Genomic DNA, 17,385 nt, shown 5'->3' with positions numbered 1-17,385 from the left:
AGGTAACCCGGTGCAGAACACCTACATGCCGTGGCAAATTCGCCTGCACTGGCTGGTGGCGATCCTGCTGGTCATCACCTGCGTCACCATCGAGCTGCGGGGCTTTGCCGAACCGGGCAGCGCCCCCTGGTACGTGCTGGTTGTCACCCACTTCAGCTGCGGCGTAACGGTGTTTGCGCTGATGATCGCCCGCCTGTTCCTGCGCTGGCGCCGCCCCTCGCCCGCCATCGCGCCCAGACCGCCGAAGTGGCAAACCGGCCTGGCGCACCTGACGCACACCCTGATTTACCTGCTGCTGCTGACGCTGCCGGTGCTGGGGGTGTATTCGCGCTATCTGGGCGGCAAGGAGTGGTTTCTGTTCGGCCTGCCGATGCCGTTCGCCGACGTGGCCGATCGGCCGCAGGCGCGGACGATTATCGGCTGGCACAAAACGCTGGCGTCATTCGGCTACTGGCTGATCGGCCTGCATGCCACCGCCGCGCTGTTCCACCACTATATCGTCAAGGACAATGCGCTGGTGCGCATGCTGCCGCTGATGAAAAAGCGCTGACCACCCGGCGCCAGGGAAGAATTTTCGGGCCACGCCCGCTGACAGGGAATGATATGCAAACCCAATTTTTTAATGTGACCGTCGAACAATGCGCCTGCCAGCAGACGGCGCCCGACAACCTGGTGAGGATCATCGCCTCCGGCCAGACATTCTTTTTTTACCGTGACGACTTCAGCGACAGCGAAAATCTGCTGGCCAGGCTCGCCGCCGGCGATCGGGTGAAGATCGGCGCCCACCGCCTGCAAGACGGCAGCTACTGGCTGCACTGGCTGCTGCACGGGACAAAAGGCCGGCTGGAGCCGGACAGAACGCTGAAATACAAACTGAAATACTTCGCCCTGCTGCTGCTGGGCGCGGTGCTGGCCGGCGGTTTCCCGGCGGCCTTTTTCATCATGGACGGGGAAGATTCCTGGCTGACCATCGTCCTGTTCTTTATCGCCATCATCGCCGGCCTTATCGGCATCGGCATAGTGCTGTTCGTCGGTTCGGAGCTCCTGCTGATCGGGCACCGCGGCCGCAGGCGCCTGCTCCGGGCGCTGGATCGCGTGCTGCTGGGGCAAGACGTCACGCCGCCCGGCTCGCTCAGCCTGAAAATCCCCGGCATCAAATACCGGGCTGTCCGCGCAGACGCTGTGCCGGCAACCGCACCGCTGCAGACCGCGCCCCCCCTCCCGGACGGCGTCGAGACCTTTGGCATCGAGACGGTCAACGCCCTGAACTACGAACTCTGCCAATATGAGATCCCGCGGCAGGTGCAGTATTTGGATACGTATGCGTGGCGCCAGAAGGAGACGCACTTTGCGTTGACGACCCGCGCGCTCAATGTCCCCAATACCAAACTGCATCCGGTATTTCGTCGGCAACATCCGCTTTTCATCGCCAAAGGCGATCCGCTGCAGGTGCTGTATTGCGAGAACGACACCGTCCCCGAGTTGCCGACGGTGCGTGGGATCATCAATCATCGCGATCGCCAAACCTATCTCATCGGCGGCAGCCGCTACTTCACCGAAGCCGGCCTTAACCTGTGCGCGCGCGTTGTCTTCATTTTTGGGGCAATCGTGGCGTGTTTTGTGCTCGGCATGACGGTAGTGGATAACGCCGATACCCCGGCGGGCTTTTATCTGGATGCCTGGACCCTGAAGCGTCTCGGCAGCGAATTGCCGCCAATTATTCTGTTGCTGATGCTGATGGTCAGCGGCCTGGCGCTGTTGTTCGAGGGTTTCGCCCAGATCTGCCGCCTGTACTCTTTTGACCAGCACCGCACGTTTAAAACGTTTAAATACCTGCGAAATCTGCGCCGCAGGTTATGGCGGCAGGCTCAGGTGACGGAGCTGAAATGATGACGTTAGCGCTTTATAAAAGACCCCTTATTATCCTGACGCTGTTTTTGGCCAGCGCGCTGGGCGTCTATTTGCTCGCCCCTGAGCAACGCTATGCGCAGTGGCAATGGACTCAGGGCGACCAGGCGTTGCCGACGATAGCCCGTTACGATCTCATCCACAGCTACCCGGCGCAGGACGGCGCTCTGCTGCTCACCAGCAAAAGAAGTGAAGACCGCGCATACAATAGCTTTTACGGCTGGGCGGCCAACTACCTCAGCCAGGTGCTGTTTGCCGGCCCAAAAGGGTTACAGATGCTGGGGGAACTCGACGACTTGATCCACGATGCGGTTTGCGGCGAGCAGGAGTGCGTGCTTTTTCTCTCTGAGGGCCGCAGGCTGGTTGATGTGCAACGGGGCACCATCGGGGCGCTGATCCCCTGGCCGGAGGGCGACGACAACCGGCCTTCCTTTGTCGGCGGCAAACTGGTGGCGCAACCGGGAAAACGCGCGCTGTATCTCATCAGCACCGAAGGCGTATTCTACAGCCCGGACTTCGGCGCCCATTGGCGGCAGACGCTGGAGCTGCCGGCGCTGCTGGACGCGCGGCAACTGCTGGGCTTTGAGCGCGGCGAAGAGGACTCACCGACGGCTTACGCCTCCGGTAAGCGCAAATCCATGCCCGAGATTTTTACCGCCGTTGATGGCGATCGCGTGCATTTCTGGATGAACCCGGTGCTCGGCTCCGGCGCGTTACACATCGCCGTTAACGGTAAAACCGGCGAGGTGACTGAACTGCATTGGCTGCTGGTGCGCGTCAAGGAAAGCGCGCAGGCCCCGGACGGCGGCATCTACCTGATCGCGCAAACGCTGGACAGAGGACTGTATCAGCTTCTGCGTTATCAATCCGACGGGCAGTTGAAGGTGCTGCTGGAGACCGGCGATAAATCGCTGTATCAGCTCTGGGCGGGCAACGATAAGCTGGTCGCCCAAACGGATAACGGCGATGCGCGTCTTTCGCTGATTTTCGATCTGCGCTCATCCGAAGTGCGCTACCGACAGCCGTTGGAGTACCGGTACAACGGGCGCGACGACACGCGCCAAACCGTGATCGAACCGGAAAGCCACTATGACGATGACGGGGAGACCCCGGCGCTGCCCTACTTCGTTCGCTATCGCTCCACCACGCCGTGAACATAAGGAACTTGCCATGCTGTTAGGTTATGGCGCCGGCGCCGCCGGCCTGCTGGCGCTGTTATTGGCCCTGCTGCTCGCCGGCATCCTGCTCGCCTGGTGGGGCTGGCGATACGCCGCCGCCCGCTGCGGCCGCCCGCGCCCGCCGCTTTCCTGGGGCGGCTATCTGTTGGCCTCGGCGCTGGCGATCTACCCGGTGGCGTTCGCGCTGATGCTGATCGACATTGCCCTTCAGGATCTCAAGAGCCAGCGGGCGGAAGAACGCTGGAATCGGCGCAGTTACCTGACGCTCGAGGCGGCGAAACCGTTCGGTGAAATCACCCTGCCAAAAGGCAGCTGGGTAAACCGGCAGGAGCCGCGCCAGCCCGGCACCGAAGACAGCCCCATCACGATGAACGGCGTGACCGCCGTGCGCTTTCCTCAGCCGCAGAGCGTGGCCGGCGTGCCGATCATCGCCTTCGAGGTTTTACCGCCGGTGATGGAGCTGGCAGATGCGCATACTTTCACCCGCCCAACCGGTCAAATGGCGCACTGCGAAGCCGGTTGGCTGGTCTCTTTCTCTTTACCGCCGGATAAGCCGGCCCCGCAGTGGGAGGAGTGGCAAGCCGGCCTGCCTGCGGCGGCGTTTCGGCCCAGCGACTGGATCTTTAAGGAGTGCTTCTCCGGCAGCCCAATCGCGGTGCTGACCTTGCACAACGGCGAAGTCAGGGTGTTGCCTTAAGCCTTACGCCGTGGCGTTGGGCAAGCGCACGGTCACGCGGTTGTTGGCCGTTGGCAACTGCAGCGGCGTTTCCTGCCAACTCACCGCGATAACCAATACCGGCGGGGCCGGCACGCGCGGCTCACGCCCGTCGGGCCCCACGCTGTAAGCATCCCATTCAATCACAAAAACCCCGCCGTCTTGCGGCTCGACCCGCTCGACGAAAAAGGTGGTGTCCGAACCGCGCCCGCCCGCCGGTTTATGCGCGTAAGAGAGCAGGCTGAACCACTCGCCGGCGAAGTATAGATGGTACAGACCATCGACGATATGCTCGCCGTGGAACTGGCAGCCGCCGACGCTCAAGCCGTCACCCGACGGGGATCCCGCCACGCGTTCGAGATCGCGCACGAAGCGATCGGTCGGCCGGTTATCCAGCAGCAGCTCATAAGGCGGCGTGTGCAGCAGCGCGGCAGGATCGTCCGCCTGGCGCAGATCCGCCGGCAACATCGAGCGCGCCGCCAGCATCCGGTCGTTGGGTAAGGCGATCTCCAGCCGATCCGCCGGATCCGCTACCCACGGCGGCACCCACAGACCGCGTACAAGGTGCAACGGCGTGGCCTCCACCTGCCGACACGTCGCCCGCAGCCGCGCCAGCGCCTCAGCGGAACCGGCGGCCAAAGCTCCCAGCTCGCGATCGGTCAACGCAGGCAGCGCATACATCACCCGGGCAGCAGGCTCATAGACCGTCAGCCCCTCCCCCTCGCGGCCGCGGGTCGGGATCAGGCGCAGCTTGCCGTCGTCCACGTCCTGCGGCGCGGCACAGGCGCCATGCACAATCGCCCCGTCGCGCAGCAGCAGCGTCCAAAAGCTGGGGCCGCCCATGCCCAGTTCCCCCACGCCGCCAATCTGCCGGTCGCTGTCGCCGGCGTGCGCCATTTCAATCGGCTGCGAATGCCAGTCGGTCTTGCGCCACTCTGCCGCCTCTTCGGGTTCTTGCTCGCTTTTAGCGGCGTACTTCGCCCATTGCAGCACGGCAAACAGCGCGATGCACAGCACACCCCAAACCGGGTGATCCTGCCAAATCAACACCCAACCGACGATCAAAAGCGCCCAGGCGGCCATGACGATATCCTTTTCCACAAGAAAACCGCCTGATTCTAGCGCAGGAAACGCAAGGGGTTGAAGCCTATGCCATGAATAATTAGCCGTTAAATAGAAAGATAATAATTTCAGCGTTATTTCTGTGACTATGAAGATTACATAAATAATGCTTCACTGCGTGATTTTAACGTAGAAAAGACAACTCCCTGTTTCTCAATGTAATATTTATAACCCTGTTAAAAATAGAAAAATGAAAGTGAAAAAAACCGCAATAATTTGTGCATATTCTAAACATTGACTATGTTTATACATACTCTTTACATGCAGGTAAACAGACTGAAAAACAAAAGATAAAGACTCTCAATATAATTAAACAAACCTCGCGCACCGTGTGGGTGACACGCTATTTATTATAAAAATTCCGAGACTATTTTATCTCCACGGAACGGGCCACTTTGCGTTTTATCAGGCCAATAGGCTACACACCGCAATTAATATCATTATTAGCATTCCGGAGATCGACAATGAAAATCGTTACGGGCATTATCCTTACCTCTGTGGTCGCCTTCAGCGGCGCGGCTTACGCGGCCGATGCGCAACCTACCACCGGCAACGCAGAAGTGACGCTGGAACACGTGCACGCCGTGATGGAAAACGGCAGCCCGGCGCCGCAGCATGACGCCGCCTGCAAAAAAGAACTTTCCATGCCGGAATCGAAATATATGGGCATGAAGGTTAAAACCGATTACACCATCAACAGCAGCAGCATGATGATGTCGGCCAAATCGATGTTCCCATCGCCGGATTCCATGAAGCCCATGGAACTGACGGTCGATCTCTCCGCGCTGGGCCTGGCGGATGTGTATGCCTTCGGCGCCTTTAAACCGGCCGCATTGCCGCAGGCCTATATTTATTTCACCATCGACAAGGATTTTAAAAATCCGGTCAGCACCTTTATGATCATTAACCAAGACAAGCAATATAACTGCGTAATTTCCAGCTCGAATAAAATGATGAGTGAAGAAATGCGCGGCAAGATGATGAAGAAACAATAACGGAATGAAAAACGGCGCTTCCCTTAGCAGGAAGCGCCGCCAGCAAAGCCTTAAATCAGACCAGGATTGTATTTCTGGTTGAACTTCTCTTCCGACTGGAACAGATAAATAATGCCTTCGATAAAGCCGACAATCGCCGGGATCCCCGTCCAGCAGAACAGCAGGTAGAACAGCCCCCACCACTTCATCCCCAGGTAAAACTTGTGAATACCCAGCCCACCCAGGAAGATGGCCAGCAGGGCCGCCGCGAGCTTGTCTTTTCTGCTCATAGTGCACTTCTCCTTACTTCTCACCGAACCACCGGCATGTCCAAAAACGGATGCCGCTCCGCAGAGCACCGCATCGCAATGCTTGAGGAGAAAACATTCATCCATCAAGACTCAACAGGGGTAATTATAACAGTGATTAATTAAACGGTTGTTTAACCGGCGAAAGGGTAAGCATATGGAGCCTGGAGAGGAGGTGGTGCCGATAATAGGAACGACAATGACACATTATCACTATGATTTTAAATGAATTTAAAGACACACATATAACCTCTATACCTATAAACATACACAGCAAACACAGGGGGAACCCACCGTTTAGATTGCAAACCGCGCAGACCGCCACGCATCGTCGCAAAAAAGATTGCCGGGAAAACTATACACCCTGTTCACGGCCCTGGTTTACATTTTAATTTCAATGAGTTGACACGTTAGCAGCCATCCTATCACTGCACATCGCTGTTCACCTTAGAGTGAACAACCCATATCCGAGCCAGTTTGGGAGCAAATAACATTATGGTTTTTACCCGACGCTATAAGCGCTTCAACATTGATTTTTAACGCTGAAAAACGCTGCCGACGAACGCCGCACGCATCCACCAATCAGAAACGCTCCCGCGCCCACGTTAAGAATTATGTTTACCCTCCTGTTCCGCAAGTATAATACGGCTAAACACCCCCTCCATTTCGCGCACTTTTTTTATAAACACGTCCGGTGAATACACCACTCCGGTATGAACAACATAGTGCAATGCCATTTCACGCGCTTTTTGCGCCACCCATTGATGTCTTAACATAATAGTAACCTCTCTCATATCAAAATGATGCGAGATGCCGCGTATGCAGCAATCGCTCATAATTAAATTTTTAGTAAAATAAATTAAACAGATTAAGCAGTGAGTGAGGCGTATTCTCTAACCCCAGTTTCCTCAAACCACTGATCTTTTGACTGCTGATTGTTTTTATACTTTTTCGGGTTCTGAAAGCGATTGCCGTTAAACTCATTCCTGATGCGGCGAACCGCAACACGGTATATTCAGCTTGCGATAACAGATCACCTTTTGCAGCATCAGACTCCGACCCGCTCCCCTCAACAATTTCTCGTTCAAATGCCTCAACGCTTGCGCTCTCATCAATAAACCTCAGTGTTTTCATTGATAAATAATTCATGAGTGCCGCCAGACGCCTCTGCGTAATGAATATTGCTTTTCTTAACCAGAAAAACTGCCTACTTCTCATTAACACCAACAACTCGGAATAATTCTCATCTGTTACATGAATCAAAATAGTTGCATTGGCACACTCCTTATCAACTTTATAACCAGAACTGAGATGCTCTATTGTATAGTCGGCTTTATTCTCAAAAACAGTCTTTAATGCCAGACACATGTACTGACATTGACTGAGCAAAAAGATCTTTTTCATATCGATTAATACGCTAATCAGTAAAATACAGCACTAGAATGTGGAATGGTGTTTATTAAACACTTCACCGTTTAGAAACCGCGCCGCTCAAAACGTCTATCAAAGGGAAATAATAGCGCCGCCTCGCGTCTTAATTCGTCCGCACGCACGTATTGTTGCTGCCGGTACAAGATAACCAGCAGGTTCGCATAAACGTTCTTGTCTATACGGCGATTCAAATATGCTTGAGCCCACTGCGCATAGCTTTCCAGCCGCTGCTCATCGTTCGAACGGTTGAAGGCCAGCAAACCGGCCAGTTGGCGATCAAACTGCAGGCGATCGTCATGTATCCAACTGGCCCAGCCCGGCAAGGCCTCCACCTGCCGTATCTCCTGCAACCCGCTGCGTTCCGCCTGCGTCAGCACCCACCCGCTGTAAAACCCGGTCGCCATCACCCACAGCCCCACCAGCGACAGTGCCAGCATCGGGTATTTCCACCGCGTCAGCTTTTCACCTTTACCCAAACGCGGGCTGACCAAGCGATCGAGCATCGCCAGCAGCATCAAAAACACCAACCAATGCAGCGCAGAAAGGTAGAAAGGGTATTCCGTCTGGCAGTGCAACACTATCGGCAGCAGAGCAATGCACAGCGCCAACGCTTCGCCGGAAGTGGCTTTGCCGCAGGCGAAAGTCCGCTTGTCGCGCCAGTGGGCGCGCGCAACCAATTCCAGCCCCGCCCACACCAGCAGCAGCATACCCAGCAGAGCGACAATCCCGCCCTCAACCCACCACAGCAACAGCTCGTTATGCGGGTGCCGGGCAATCCCCACGCCCTGAGTAGATAAACCTTGCGCCAGGCGAAAGTGCTGAAAGCTGTATTCGAAGCCGCCGTACCCCCAGCCAAGCAATGGTTTCTCGGCAATCATCGCCAACGTAGAACTCAGCATCGCGTAGCGCGCCTGATTGGAGCCGGCGTGGCTGGCATAGCCCATATCGCCCGCCAACCACAACACCAGTGCCGCAACAATGACGCCACCAACAACCAGTACGGAAGCCATGGTGACGGCCCGCGAATAACGGCGGAAAAAACACAGGGCAAACAGCCCCAGCACCAAAACACCCGCCAGCCAGCCGGTGCGAGATTGCAGCCACACCAGCACCATCGGCAGCAGCACCAGCGCCACCGCCAGCGCACGGCGGCGCCAGCGTTCTGTACATGGATTCAGCAGATGGAACCCCGGTAGCACAAACGCCGCCAACGCCAGCGTGGCTCCGGTCGCGATTAAGCTGGCGGTAACGTTAGGCTGCTGAAAAATGCCAAGAGCGCGCCCACCGTTGGCGGGCACCCAGAATTGGGCAAGTTGTGGCGCAAACAACTGCAACACCACTACCTGCGCCTGCACCACCGCCGCTGATAAAATCAAATACAGCACCGCATGGCGCTGGCGAGCCGTCATACGTACCTGCAGCCAGGTGAAATAAAACACCGCTCCGGCAAATAGCCCCCCCAGCCGCCACAGGCCGGCGCTTTGCCATTCCGCACGCGTGAATATAATCGGCAGTAGCAATAGCAAGCTGCCAATTAGTATTGTGCGGCAGGTCGGGGTTATCACCACCCGACACAGCGGAGTTGCCATCCAGCAAGCCCCCATAAGTAAAGACGCTCCCCCATAGAATAACAAATTGAACGGTAGCGCCAACCCAATCCCTCCGGGATTGGTGATGTATATCGCGAGCGGAATAAAAATCAAAAATGTAAATAAGAAAAAAACACGATCGAATATCATATATTAAAAGTCACTATCAGTATAAAGAATCACACACGCACTTAAAAAACAAATACACAATCGATGTTATCTCAGAAGGTAATTACCTATTCCAGAAGCGATTTGATAGATGTGGTAATCCCGGTCCGGGCGTTAGCACCGGCAACATGGCCTGGGTGTTACATTATGAAATAAATCTGTTGTCATCAGGATTCTATGGTGCAAGAAAAATCCGAAAAAATAGACATCAATTTCCAGTGATGAAGGGGCGCACACTGGCCTCGACGGATGATGCTGGTGTCTATATCCAGAACTGGTTATCGCATAAGCGTCACTATGTATACAGAACCTTTCCGACGGTTGACATTGATAGACCGTGCCCACGCCCATCACATCGCCCATGACCCGTACCAAATCCGACACGCACCATATCCCCCCATACCCCATATAGGTTGGTCCCCGCCCTTGTTCTATTTCGTCCTCGGTAACTATGCCGTTGCCCACATCCGACCGCGGCTCGGGTCGTCCCGATACCGTTCGCGGTAGTTATCAATCGGCACATCAGGGAAGCCTGAAAGAAACACCAGCTCATCAATACCGGGTTGATCATTAGAGAATTTCTACAGAGATCACAGCAGACGCAGTATACTTCCCAGGAAGAGCAGTGCCTGGCACCGTCGTCGCACGAATCGTCACATCGATCGGTTGGTTTTTGTCGGCATGCCCACTTATGATGTTCGTACCCCCTGCCCCGTCGAATTCCATCCGAACGCGGCCCCCATTCGTGTACTGAACGAGATCACTTCCGTTTGCAGATCCCACGGTCATCCGGTACTGCGCCTCTCCATCGCATCGGAGCCTGACGGGCGCAGTAGAAGACGCGATACCGTCAGCCCGGACGGGCCCGATCGACATATTTGCGGACGTGGCCTGGCACGTTACAGGAGCGACTAAGTTATACCAATTCCGAACCTTAACTTTCAGATAGTACAACCCCCCATGTTTCGGGTCGTGTACCTCTCCGTCCAAGCGTATCTCGTAATGCCGGGGGGGGTCCTTCGGATTCGGCGGCCCGTTGGGATAAGTCGGCGAGAATGCCGCGGAAGTCATCATGTTCACCGCCATGTCATACGCCCAGTTGTAATCCAACGTTACACCAGCTAGGTCCGTGACACTGGGATTGGACCCGTCACCAGATGTAAAATAGTACGCAAACGAGCGCCGAACCCAGCCATTTTTCGGTCCAGCCCGGGCCTGGAGGAAGGTGCCGTCCCATTCCACAATACTGAAGATCGGTTGTCGAGTGTGGTCATACCAATAGGCATCGACGATGGCAGTCCCGGTGCCGGTCCCTTCCCCGGCGATCGCGTTTTCCGGGCGGGAGCACACGACGGACATGACAATATACAGGAGGGTTAGACACTTTTTCATACTTTTGAGTTCCGAAGCAACAGATCATATGATCTAAGAATTGTCGGGCGTTTAAGCCGTTTCGTCAGTACTATGCACTGCCTTCAACATACGCTCTGCCCATAATGTCCACCGTGCTTCGTACGTTCGCACCCGCAATTCAGTCTCTGTCGGTGACAGCCCCTGTCGGCGAGCCTGCTCGTAAAGCCGCGCGCGTCGTGCACGGTGGTTTTCCAGCGCTCTAGGCGCTATGGCGGCCCCCGTGGGGGTAAACCATAGCCCCAGCCAGTCAAAACCCTGCGCAATCCTGCCCAGCTGCGTCTTGTCCGGGTGGGTTTCGAGGCCGCCCAGGTCAAAAAATTCATGCAGCCGCTTAACGCTACGCCGCAGTTGCCAGCGGGTGCGGGTAAACAACAAAAAGTCATCCATATAGCGCGCATACCACACGCCCTCCTGAGCGTTAAAAAAACTGTCTACGTGGTGCAACAAGCTGCCGCCAATCAGCGGACTCAGCGCGCAGCCCCGGCAGATGCCGTTTGGCGGGGTATAAAACTCACCGCCGTCTTCGACGCTGTAATGCACGTACTGCTGCATCACCTCAAACAGCACCGGGTCTGTCACATTCCATTTCAGTTGATTAATCACCTGCTGTTTACGGATGTGCCGGTAATAGCCGCGAATGTCCGTTCGATAGACAAAGGCATAGTCGCCACCGGTCAGGGCTTCCCGGACTTCCGCCGCCGAAGCCGTGCTACCGCCATGCCCGCGCAAGTGCAGGCAACGAGCGGATTTTGGTAGCGGCGGCGCCGCCAACAGCGCTGCCCACTTCAATATCAGCGCATCCTGCGCACACCACTGCACCCAACTGCGACTACCCCGTCGATACGCCTGCATCGGTGCCAGACGGTAACGTCCGTTTTGCAGTTGCTGCCAGAGTTGCTTCTCTTGCTGCGCCCAGTGAAAGCGCAGATGCCAAATGTCGGCATTGGGCGGCGCATGGCGGCGGCGTTGGCACAGCCAGCGATACGCGGCCTGCCATGCCTCAGTGCGGTTATTCATACTCCAGGCTAAAGGTCGCCACCGCACTGAACGGCCCGCGCTCGATAGTTTTGTGCTTCAGCGCCTCCGGCTCGCCCTGCACATAGGCCCGCGCCGTCAGGGTGTTGGCGCCGCTCACCAGCGTCTGTGCCTTACCCTGCTGGTTCACCGGCAACGGCTCGCCCTGCGGGGTTTCCATCCCGATGGCAATACCGCTGGCCTGGCTGGCACCGTTCAGCGCCAGCAGTCCCGGCAGCCCCGCGCTTTCCGCGCCGCTGAACGTCACCCTCACCGTCTTGCCCAAGCTCAGGTCGCACTGCGCCAGGCGCAGCTCAAATGTCTGCCCGGGGGTGCGGGTGTTCAGGTACAGGTACTTGTCAATCACCGTGTCAAAATCCAGCACCACCGTCTCGTCCCCCGGTGGTATCACGCAGGGCTCCGCGACCAGCGCCCCATGCAACCGCATATTCTCTGCCGCGCCGGCCGGCACACTGCACAGCAGCAATGCCGCGGCGCAGCAGACCATCCTGTTCACCATGCCCGTTCTCCGCCTCATTGGTACACCGCCAGCAGCGTCGCCGTCGCCTCAAACGCCCCTTCCTTCAGCGTGGCACCCGGCCGTTTCACCGGCACCGCCTCAAGCACCGGTTTCGCGTTCGGGTTGATGGGTATCGGCTGATTGAGGATGAACCGCTTGCCGTTTTGCAGCAGGCGCACAGCCAGGTCATCCATGTTGCTCGCCACGGCCGCCGTATCGTAATCCGCCGCCGTACCGACCACTGCCAGCGTCATATTCCAGGCGCCGGCTCCCGGGGTGCAGCTTATCCGGTAGTTCACCGGTTGCTGGTAGTTAACGCCGTCCACCTTGCTGACCCCCACGCGGTTGCCGAAGTCGACATCCACCTCACCGCCGTCGTTGATGGTGCATGGCGGCGGTTCGATAAGGACGCCGGAGAACCGCATGTTGTCCGCCGCCGTCGCCGGGCCGCCGAGGGCCATCAGCAGTAAAATGCAGCCATAGCGCGCCATTGCCTCCCCTCCGTTCACTGGTATTCCACCTTCATGGTCGCCCCGGCAGAAAACTCGCCGCCACGCAGGGTCGCCCCGGCCTGTTTCACCGGCACCGCTTCCAGCGTCGGCTTCGTCGGGTAGGTAAAGTTAATCCAACTGTTGATGGGCTGCCGGCTGCCATTGCGCAGCAGCGCCACCCCCAATCCGTCCTTGTTGGTTTGCAGCACCTCACTGTCAAAGCCGGCGCCGGTGCCCTGGATTTGCAGTTTCATCGCGTTGTTCGGCGCGTTTTTGCACTCCAGTGAATACACCACCGGCTGCTTCTTGTAGCTGCCGTCGATGCGGGTGGTCATGACGTCGTTGCCGAAATTCACTTCAATCAGGTTGTTGTTGTTAATCACACAGGGTGGTGGCGCGACAATGGTCACCGTCACTTTGATGGTCGTGCTGGCCGCCTGTGCCTGCGGGCCGAACATCAATACCCACATCACCAGACCGCAACCGGGCCAGTACCGTCTGAACGTTGCCGTCATGCTGCTTCCCCTAGTCATAGCTGAGCTGAAAATCCACCACCGCCGCATAGGCGCCGGGCACCAGCGGCGCACGGGTGCGCTCCGGCGTCACGATATAGTTCAGCGCCTGTTGCCCCACCGCCAGCGCCAGCGGCGCGCCGCGGCTGCCGAGGCGGACGTCGTGACCGTGCGCGTCGGTGATGCGCAGCGCCAGTCCAGCGGCGCCGCGCACCTTCACCAGTGCCGGGTTGTCAGCATCCGCCGGGGCGATAAAACTGACCGACACCGCCGGCTGCTTCGCGCTCCACACAAGATTGCCGGTACGCGTATCCCGGTTGTTCGACGCGGTACGCAGGCAGTCGCGCAGGTGCAGCTGCACGTTCACCGGCACGCCGCGATCACCGGCCTGCGCCAGCTGCGCCGTGGCGGTATTCCCCAGCGAGACCGCCTGGTACGCGGAGGCCATCTCCAGCCGGCAAGCGCTTTCGGTCAGCTCACCGCGCACATGCAGCACGCCGTGAGCGCCTTCCACCTGCCAGTTGTCCGCCGCCTGCGTCGAGGGCAGCAGCCACAGCATCACCGTCAGGCACAGCGGCACCATCAGCGCCGCCAGCGTCACCACCAGGGCATACAACCATTCATGACGGTGATAACCACCGTTCCATCGCCGGGTTCTTGTTCGCATCGCTTCCCCACCTGTGAGTTCCGTGAACCTTATTTGCTGCCCGCCACTGCCTGGCAGCTCGCACCGTTACAGCTAAACGTCAATTGCGGGCGGCCGCCGTAGTCGTTGACATAGGTCAGCACCGGCGCACTCCCCAGCGCAGAGGCGGACACCTTCAGCGGCGCACTGCCCTTCGGCGGCACCATCAGCGGCTCGAAGCCCGGCGCGCTGTCGCCGCCCTTTTTGCTGCTGGCATCAACCAGCGTCACGTAGTACGGCGTCGGGTTGTTCACCTGATAGCCATCGCCCTGTTTGGTCAGCGTCAGCTTCTCCTGCCACGGCGCGGCGGATTCCGGGTTGGTCACCGCAATCGCCTTTGGCCGGTAGAACAGCTTGATGCGCGTTTGCAGCGCCAGCTGCAGCGTGTTGGGCTTGTCGCTCTTCGGCGGAATTTCACGCAGGTTGAAGTAGAACAGGGTTTCCCGGTCCTGCGGCAGCGCATTGGCCGCCGGCAGCCCCTGCACCTTCACCTGGCTTTTGGCGCCCGGCTCCAGCCGCTGCACCGGCGGCAGCACCGTCAGCGGGCTGCTGATTTTTTTGCCGTCGGCATCTTCAATCCAGCCCTGCGCCAGGTAAGGCAGCTGCTTGTTCTCGTTGCTGATGCTCATGCTCACCGACTTGTCGCCGCCGTTGAAAATCACCCGGGTGCGGTCCAGCGCGATGGCTGCACTCGCCTGCTGGGCGACCAGCAGGCCCGCCAGGCCACCGGCAATTAATGTCACTGCATGTTTGGTTTTCATCGTTTCTCTACTCTTCACTCGTGTTTAACGCCTTGCCGTCGGCCACCGGGCCGCAAGGCAGTAACAGGTTGGTTAATTCGCTCGGCGAGAGCGTCTGCGGCAGGGTAATGCCGCACTGCTCCGCGCCGCCCCAGTTCACGTGCATCCCTTCACCGGCATTGATGCCGCTCAGGTACACTTCGCCGTTGTCGTTGACGATGCCCACCTCTTGCCCCTTGCCGTTGCGCACCGTGGCGCCGAACGGCGGCGAACTGCCGTCCGCCAGGCGTATCACCGCCATCGCCTTCTCGCCGGCAACCACCTCGAAGCGGCGGTAACCGATGGCGCCTTCGGTCAGCGTGGCCTGCGCCACGCTCTGGCTGACCTCGGCATTCTCCGGCAGCGTGTTCAGGTCGATGCTGAACTGGTTGCGGTAGTAACTGCCTACATCCACCACCACCGCCTTGCCAAAGGCATTGCTCAGGGTCGGCGTGCTGTAGCCGCGCACAGGAATGCCCGGCACGCCGTCGGTATCCAGCAGCATGCGGGTACCGCCATTGACACTGCTGCGGTGCAAGGCCGCTCCCTTCAGGGTGGCGGTCGCACCGCCCTGCAGTGACAGCCCGAACGAACTGTATTGGCCGGCCTGATAACTGGCGCTGGCGTTCATCTGGCTGATATCACCGCTGTGGCTGTAGTAGCCGCTGGCGGTGGCGCCGCTACGCGCGCTGCCGGCGCTCACCTGATAGGTGTCGCGCTCATTCAGCCGGTCGTAGTACCCCACCTGCTGGGTGGTATCGTTGCGGTTGTAGCTGCCGCTGTAGCTCAGCGAGCCGCTGCGGCCCCACGGCAGCGACAGTGACAGATACATGCCGTCGTCGTTGGTGCCGTTGTACTTGTTGCGGTAACCGGTCAGCGACAGGCTGATGTTCCGGAAACGCCCCAGGTCGAAATAACGCGACAGCGTCAGGTTGTAACGGTCGTTCGCCGGCCGGTCCCAGTAGGTCTGGTGGTTGTAGTTGAGATAGGCACTCAACCCCAGGTCCCGGAACTGCTGGTTAAAGGTGATGGTGTACATCTCCTTGCTGCTGTTATGGCGCGTGCCGTACGTGCGTGCATCGAGGTACTCGCTCATCGACATGTAATTGCGCTCCGAGAAGCGGTAGCCGGCGAAGGTTACCTGGCTGTCGTAGTCGTCGAAGCGCTTGGAATAGCTCAGCCGATATGAACCGCCGCTGAGTGTGCCCTGCTGAGGCAACCGTGCGCGCGACTGTGTGGCGTCGAACGACAACGCGCCGAACATCATCAGGTCGCGCCCCACCCCCAGCGCCAGCGCGTTATAATCACCGCCCGCCACGCCGCCGCCATACAGCGACCAACCGTTGCTCACGCCCCAGGAGAACTCGCCGGTGCCGAACATCGGCCCGTTGCTGTGGTGCTCCCAGTCCGCCGGCCGGCCGGCCGCCAGTTTGTAACGCACCGAGCCCGGGCGGGTCAGGTACGGGATGCTGGCGGTGTCCATCTTGAACTCCTGCACGCTGCCGTCCTGCTCTTCCACCCGCACGTCCAGCTGGCCGCTGACCGCGTCGTTGATGTCCTGAATACGGAACGGCCCCGCCGCCACCTGGGTCTCGTACAGCACGCGCCCCTGCTGGCGGATAACCACCTTGGCATTGGTACGCGCCACGCCGGTCACCTCCGGCGCATAGCCGCGCAGGTTGGGCGGCAGCATGTTGTCGTCAGTCACCAGGCTGGCGCCGGCAAAGCGGAAGCTGTCAAAGATGTCGGAGTTTAAATAGTCCTCTCCCATCGTCAGCCGGGCGCCCAGTTTCGGCAGTGCGCGATAGGCGTAGTAACGGCTCCAGTCCCAACTGGAGCGGGTCGATTTTACGACGCCACTCTGGCGGTCCAGCCGCGATTGCCAGTCGGCCCGCAGCCGCCAGGCCCCCAGGTTGCCACCCAGCGTGCCGTTGCCGCTGAGGTTATAACTCTGCGTGTTCTGCTTTTGCTGGCGCTGGGCCTGCCCGTTCAGGTTGTAGTCGAACAGCAGGCCGGGAATCCCCTCGTCCCAGCGCGACGGCGGGTCCCAGTTCTCGGCGGTGTACTCCAGGTACGCCTGCGGAATGCTCAGGTATAAGGCCGCCGCCCCCAAATCACCCCGCACCTCCATCCCTTCCAGGCTCTCAGGGTTCATGCACTGGTTCTGGTGCCACCAGGTGATTTTTTGCAGGGCACTCTCTTTCAGCCCCAGCTGTTCAACCAGCTGCGGCGTAATGCAGGCTTCACTGCCTTTGGCGTCGTCATCCGGCGGGTAATACATCACCGGCTGGTCCGGCAGGTTTTGTTTATTGATATGCACGGTAAACAAATAATCACCGGGCATGATAAAATTGCCGCGAGAAAACTGTTCCAGGTCAATATTGGCGCGATCCGTCACATCCAGTACGTCGGTATTGAATTCAATATCAGCAGCCACGGAGCAAGCCGCATTTCCCGCCAAAACAAAGGCAATCAGCCGCCCCAATATTCTCGGTCGTAATTTCCCTGCACAACCATATGACGGAACAATTGACATCCGCAGACCCTTATCAAAAATTATTTAATTCACAGCTTTGGC

17 protein-coding genes are annotated in these 17,385 nt (G+C 58.3%); 5 read left to right on the top strand and 12 right to left on the bottom strand.

Annotated elements, in window-relative coordinates; all coding sequences use genetic code 11:
- Nucleotides 1-25: 25 nt before the first annotated feature.
- The 4 genes from cybB to ACJ8PL_RS00380 are packed head-to-tail and all read left to right on the top strand — an operon-like array spanning nt 26 to nt 3,783.
- Nucleotides 26-550, top strand: coding sequence for a cytochrome b561 (gene cybB, locus ACJ8PL_RS00395; RefSeq protein ID WP_097103131.1), 525 nt, complete (start codon nt 26-28; stop codon nt 548-550).
- 53 nt (nt 551-603) lie between these two features.
- A complete protein-coding gene (locus ACJ8PL_RS00390) occupies nt 604-1,890 on the top strand; it encodes a hypothetical protein (RefSeq protein WP_442530731.1) in 1,287 nt (428 codons plus the stop codon).
- On the top strand, nt 1,887-3,062 hold the full coding sequence (locus tag ACJ8PL_RS00385) for a hypothetical protein (protein WP_016928945.1): 1,176 nt from the start codon (nt 1,887-1,889) through the stop codon (nt 3,060-3,062). The genes ACJ8PL_RS00390 and ACJ8PL_RS00385 overlap by 4 nt, the downstream gene beginning before the upstream one ends.
- Nucleotides 3,063-3,078: 16 nt before the next feature.
- Nucleotides 3,079-3,783, top strand: a complete 705-nt coding sequence (locus ACJ8PL_RS00380) for a hypothetical protein (RefSeq protein WP_016928946.1) — start codon at nt 3,079-3,081, stop codon at nt 3,781-3,783.
- Between the two features lie 3 nt (nt 3,784-3,786).
- Here ACJ8PL_RS00380 and ACJ8PL_RS00375 read toward each other — a convergent pair whose 3' ends face one another.
- Nucleotides 3,787-4,902, bottom strand: a complete 1,116-nt coding sequence (locus ACJ8PL_RS00375; RefSeq protein WP_240293892.1) for a hypothetical protein — start codon at nt 4,900-4,902, stop codon at nt 3,787-3,789.
- Nucleotides 4,903-5,387: 485 nt separating this feature from the next.
- Between ACJ8PL_RS00375 and ACJ8PL_RS00370 the strand changes: the two genes are divergently transcribed.
- Nucleotides 5,388-5,918: a hypothetical protein gene (locus ACJ8PL_RS00370; RefSeq protein ID WP_240293891.1), complete on the top strand. Its 531-nt coding sequence runs from the start codon at nt 5,388-5,390 to the stop codon at nt 5,916-5,918.
- A gap of 50 nt (nt 5,919-5,968) precedes the next feature.
- Here the strand turns inward: ACJ8PL_RS00370 and ACJ8PL_RS00365 are convergent, their stop codons facing one another.
- From ACJ8PL_RS00365 to ACJ8PL_RS00315, 11 genes are all read right to left on the bottom strand, one after another.
- Nucleotides 5,969-6,187, bottom strand: a complete 219-nt coding sequence (locus tag ACJ8PL_RS00365; protein WP_015376761.1) for a TM2 domain-containing protein — start codon at nt 6,185-6,187, stop codon at nt 5,969-5,971.
- Between the two features lie 623 nt (nt 6,188-6,810).
- The gene (locus ACJ8PL_RS00360) at nt 6,811-6,981 is read right to left on the bottom strand and encodes a hypothetical protein (protein ID WP_442530730.1); all 171 of its coding nucleotides are present in this window, start codon (nt 6,979-6,981) and stop codon (nt 6,811-6,813) included.
- Between the two features lie 70 nt (nt 6,982-7,051).
- Nucleotides 7,052-7,609 (bottom strand): LuxR family transcriptional regulator, encoded by a 558-nt coding sequence (locus tag ACJ8PL_RS00355; RefSeq protein WP_442530729.1) that lies wholly within the window; start codon nt 7,607-7,609, stop codon nt 7,052-7,054.
- A gap of 71 nt (nt 7,610-7,680) precedes the next feature.
- A complete protein-coding gene (locus ACJ8PL_RS00350; RefSeq protein WP_442530728.1) occupies nt 7,681-9,225 on the bottom strand; it encodes a Wzy polymerase domain-containing protein in 1,545 nt (514 codons plus the stop codon).
- A gap of 1,611 nt (nt 9,226-10,836) precedes the next feature.
- A complete protein-coding gene (locus ACJ8PL_RS00345) occupies nt 10,837-11,823 on the bottom strand; it encodes a reverse transcriptase domain-containing protein (RefSeq protein WP_442530727.1) in 987 nt (328 codons plus the stop codon).
- Nucleotides 11,816-12,340: a fimbrial protein gene (locus tag ACJ8PL_RS00340; protein WP_080497505.1), complete on the bottom strand. Its 525-nt coding sequence runs from the start codon at nt 12,338-12,340 to the stop codon at nt 11,816-11,818. The genes ACJ8PL_RS00345 and ACJ8PL_RS00340 overlap by 8 nt, the downstream gene beginning before the upstream one ends.
- Nucleotides 12,341-12,354: 14 nt before the next feature.
- Nucleotides 12,355-12,831 carry a fimbrial protein gene (locus ACJ8PL_RS00335; RefSeq protein ID WP_308346740.1) on the bottom strand — a complete coding sequence of 159 codons (477 nt, stop codon included), beginning with the start codon at nt 12,829-12,831 and terminating at the stop codon, nt 12,355-12,357.
- A 14-nt stretch (nt 12,832-12,845) separates the two neighbouring features.
- Nucleotides 12,846-13,346, bottom strand: coding sequence for a fimbrial protein (locus ACJ8PL_RS00330; RefSeq protein ID WP_442530725.1), 501 nt, complete (start codon nt 13,344-13,346; stop codon nt 12,846-12,848).
- A gap of 10 nt (nt 13,347-13,356) precedes the next feature.
- On the bottom strand, nt 13,357-14,010 hold the full coding sequence (locus ACJ8PL_RS00325; RefSeq protein ID WP_442530723.1) for a fimbrial protein: 654 nt from the start codon (nt 14,008-14,010) through the stop codon (nt 13,357-13,359).
- Nucleotides 14,011-14,039: 29 nt separating this feature from the next.
- On the bottom strand, nt 14,040-14,789 hold the full coding sequence (locus tag ACJ8PL_RS00320) for a fimbria/pilus periplasmic chaperone (RefSeq protein WP_442530722.1): 750 nt from the start codon (nt 14,787-14,789) through the stop codon (nt 14,040-14,042).
- A 7-nt stretch (nt 14,790-14,796) separates the two neighbouring features.
- Nucleotides 14,797-17,343, bottom strand: coding sequence for an outer membrane usher protein (locus ACJ8PL_RS00315; RefSeq protein WP_442530721.1), 2,547 nt, complete (start codon nt 17,341-17,343; stop codon nt 14,797-14,799).
- Nucleotides 17,344-17,385: the final 42 nt, after the last annotated feature.

The sequence above is a fragment of the Serratia sp. CY83965 genome (assembly GCF_052166375.1).
Taxonomy (GTDB): Bacteria; Pseudomonadota; Gammaproteobacteria; order Enterobacterales; family Enterobacteriaceae; genus Serratia; species Serratia marcescens.
The sequence above is the reverse complement of the archived record's forward strand: the minus strand, read 5'-3'. Positions and strand labels throughout refer to the sequence as shown.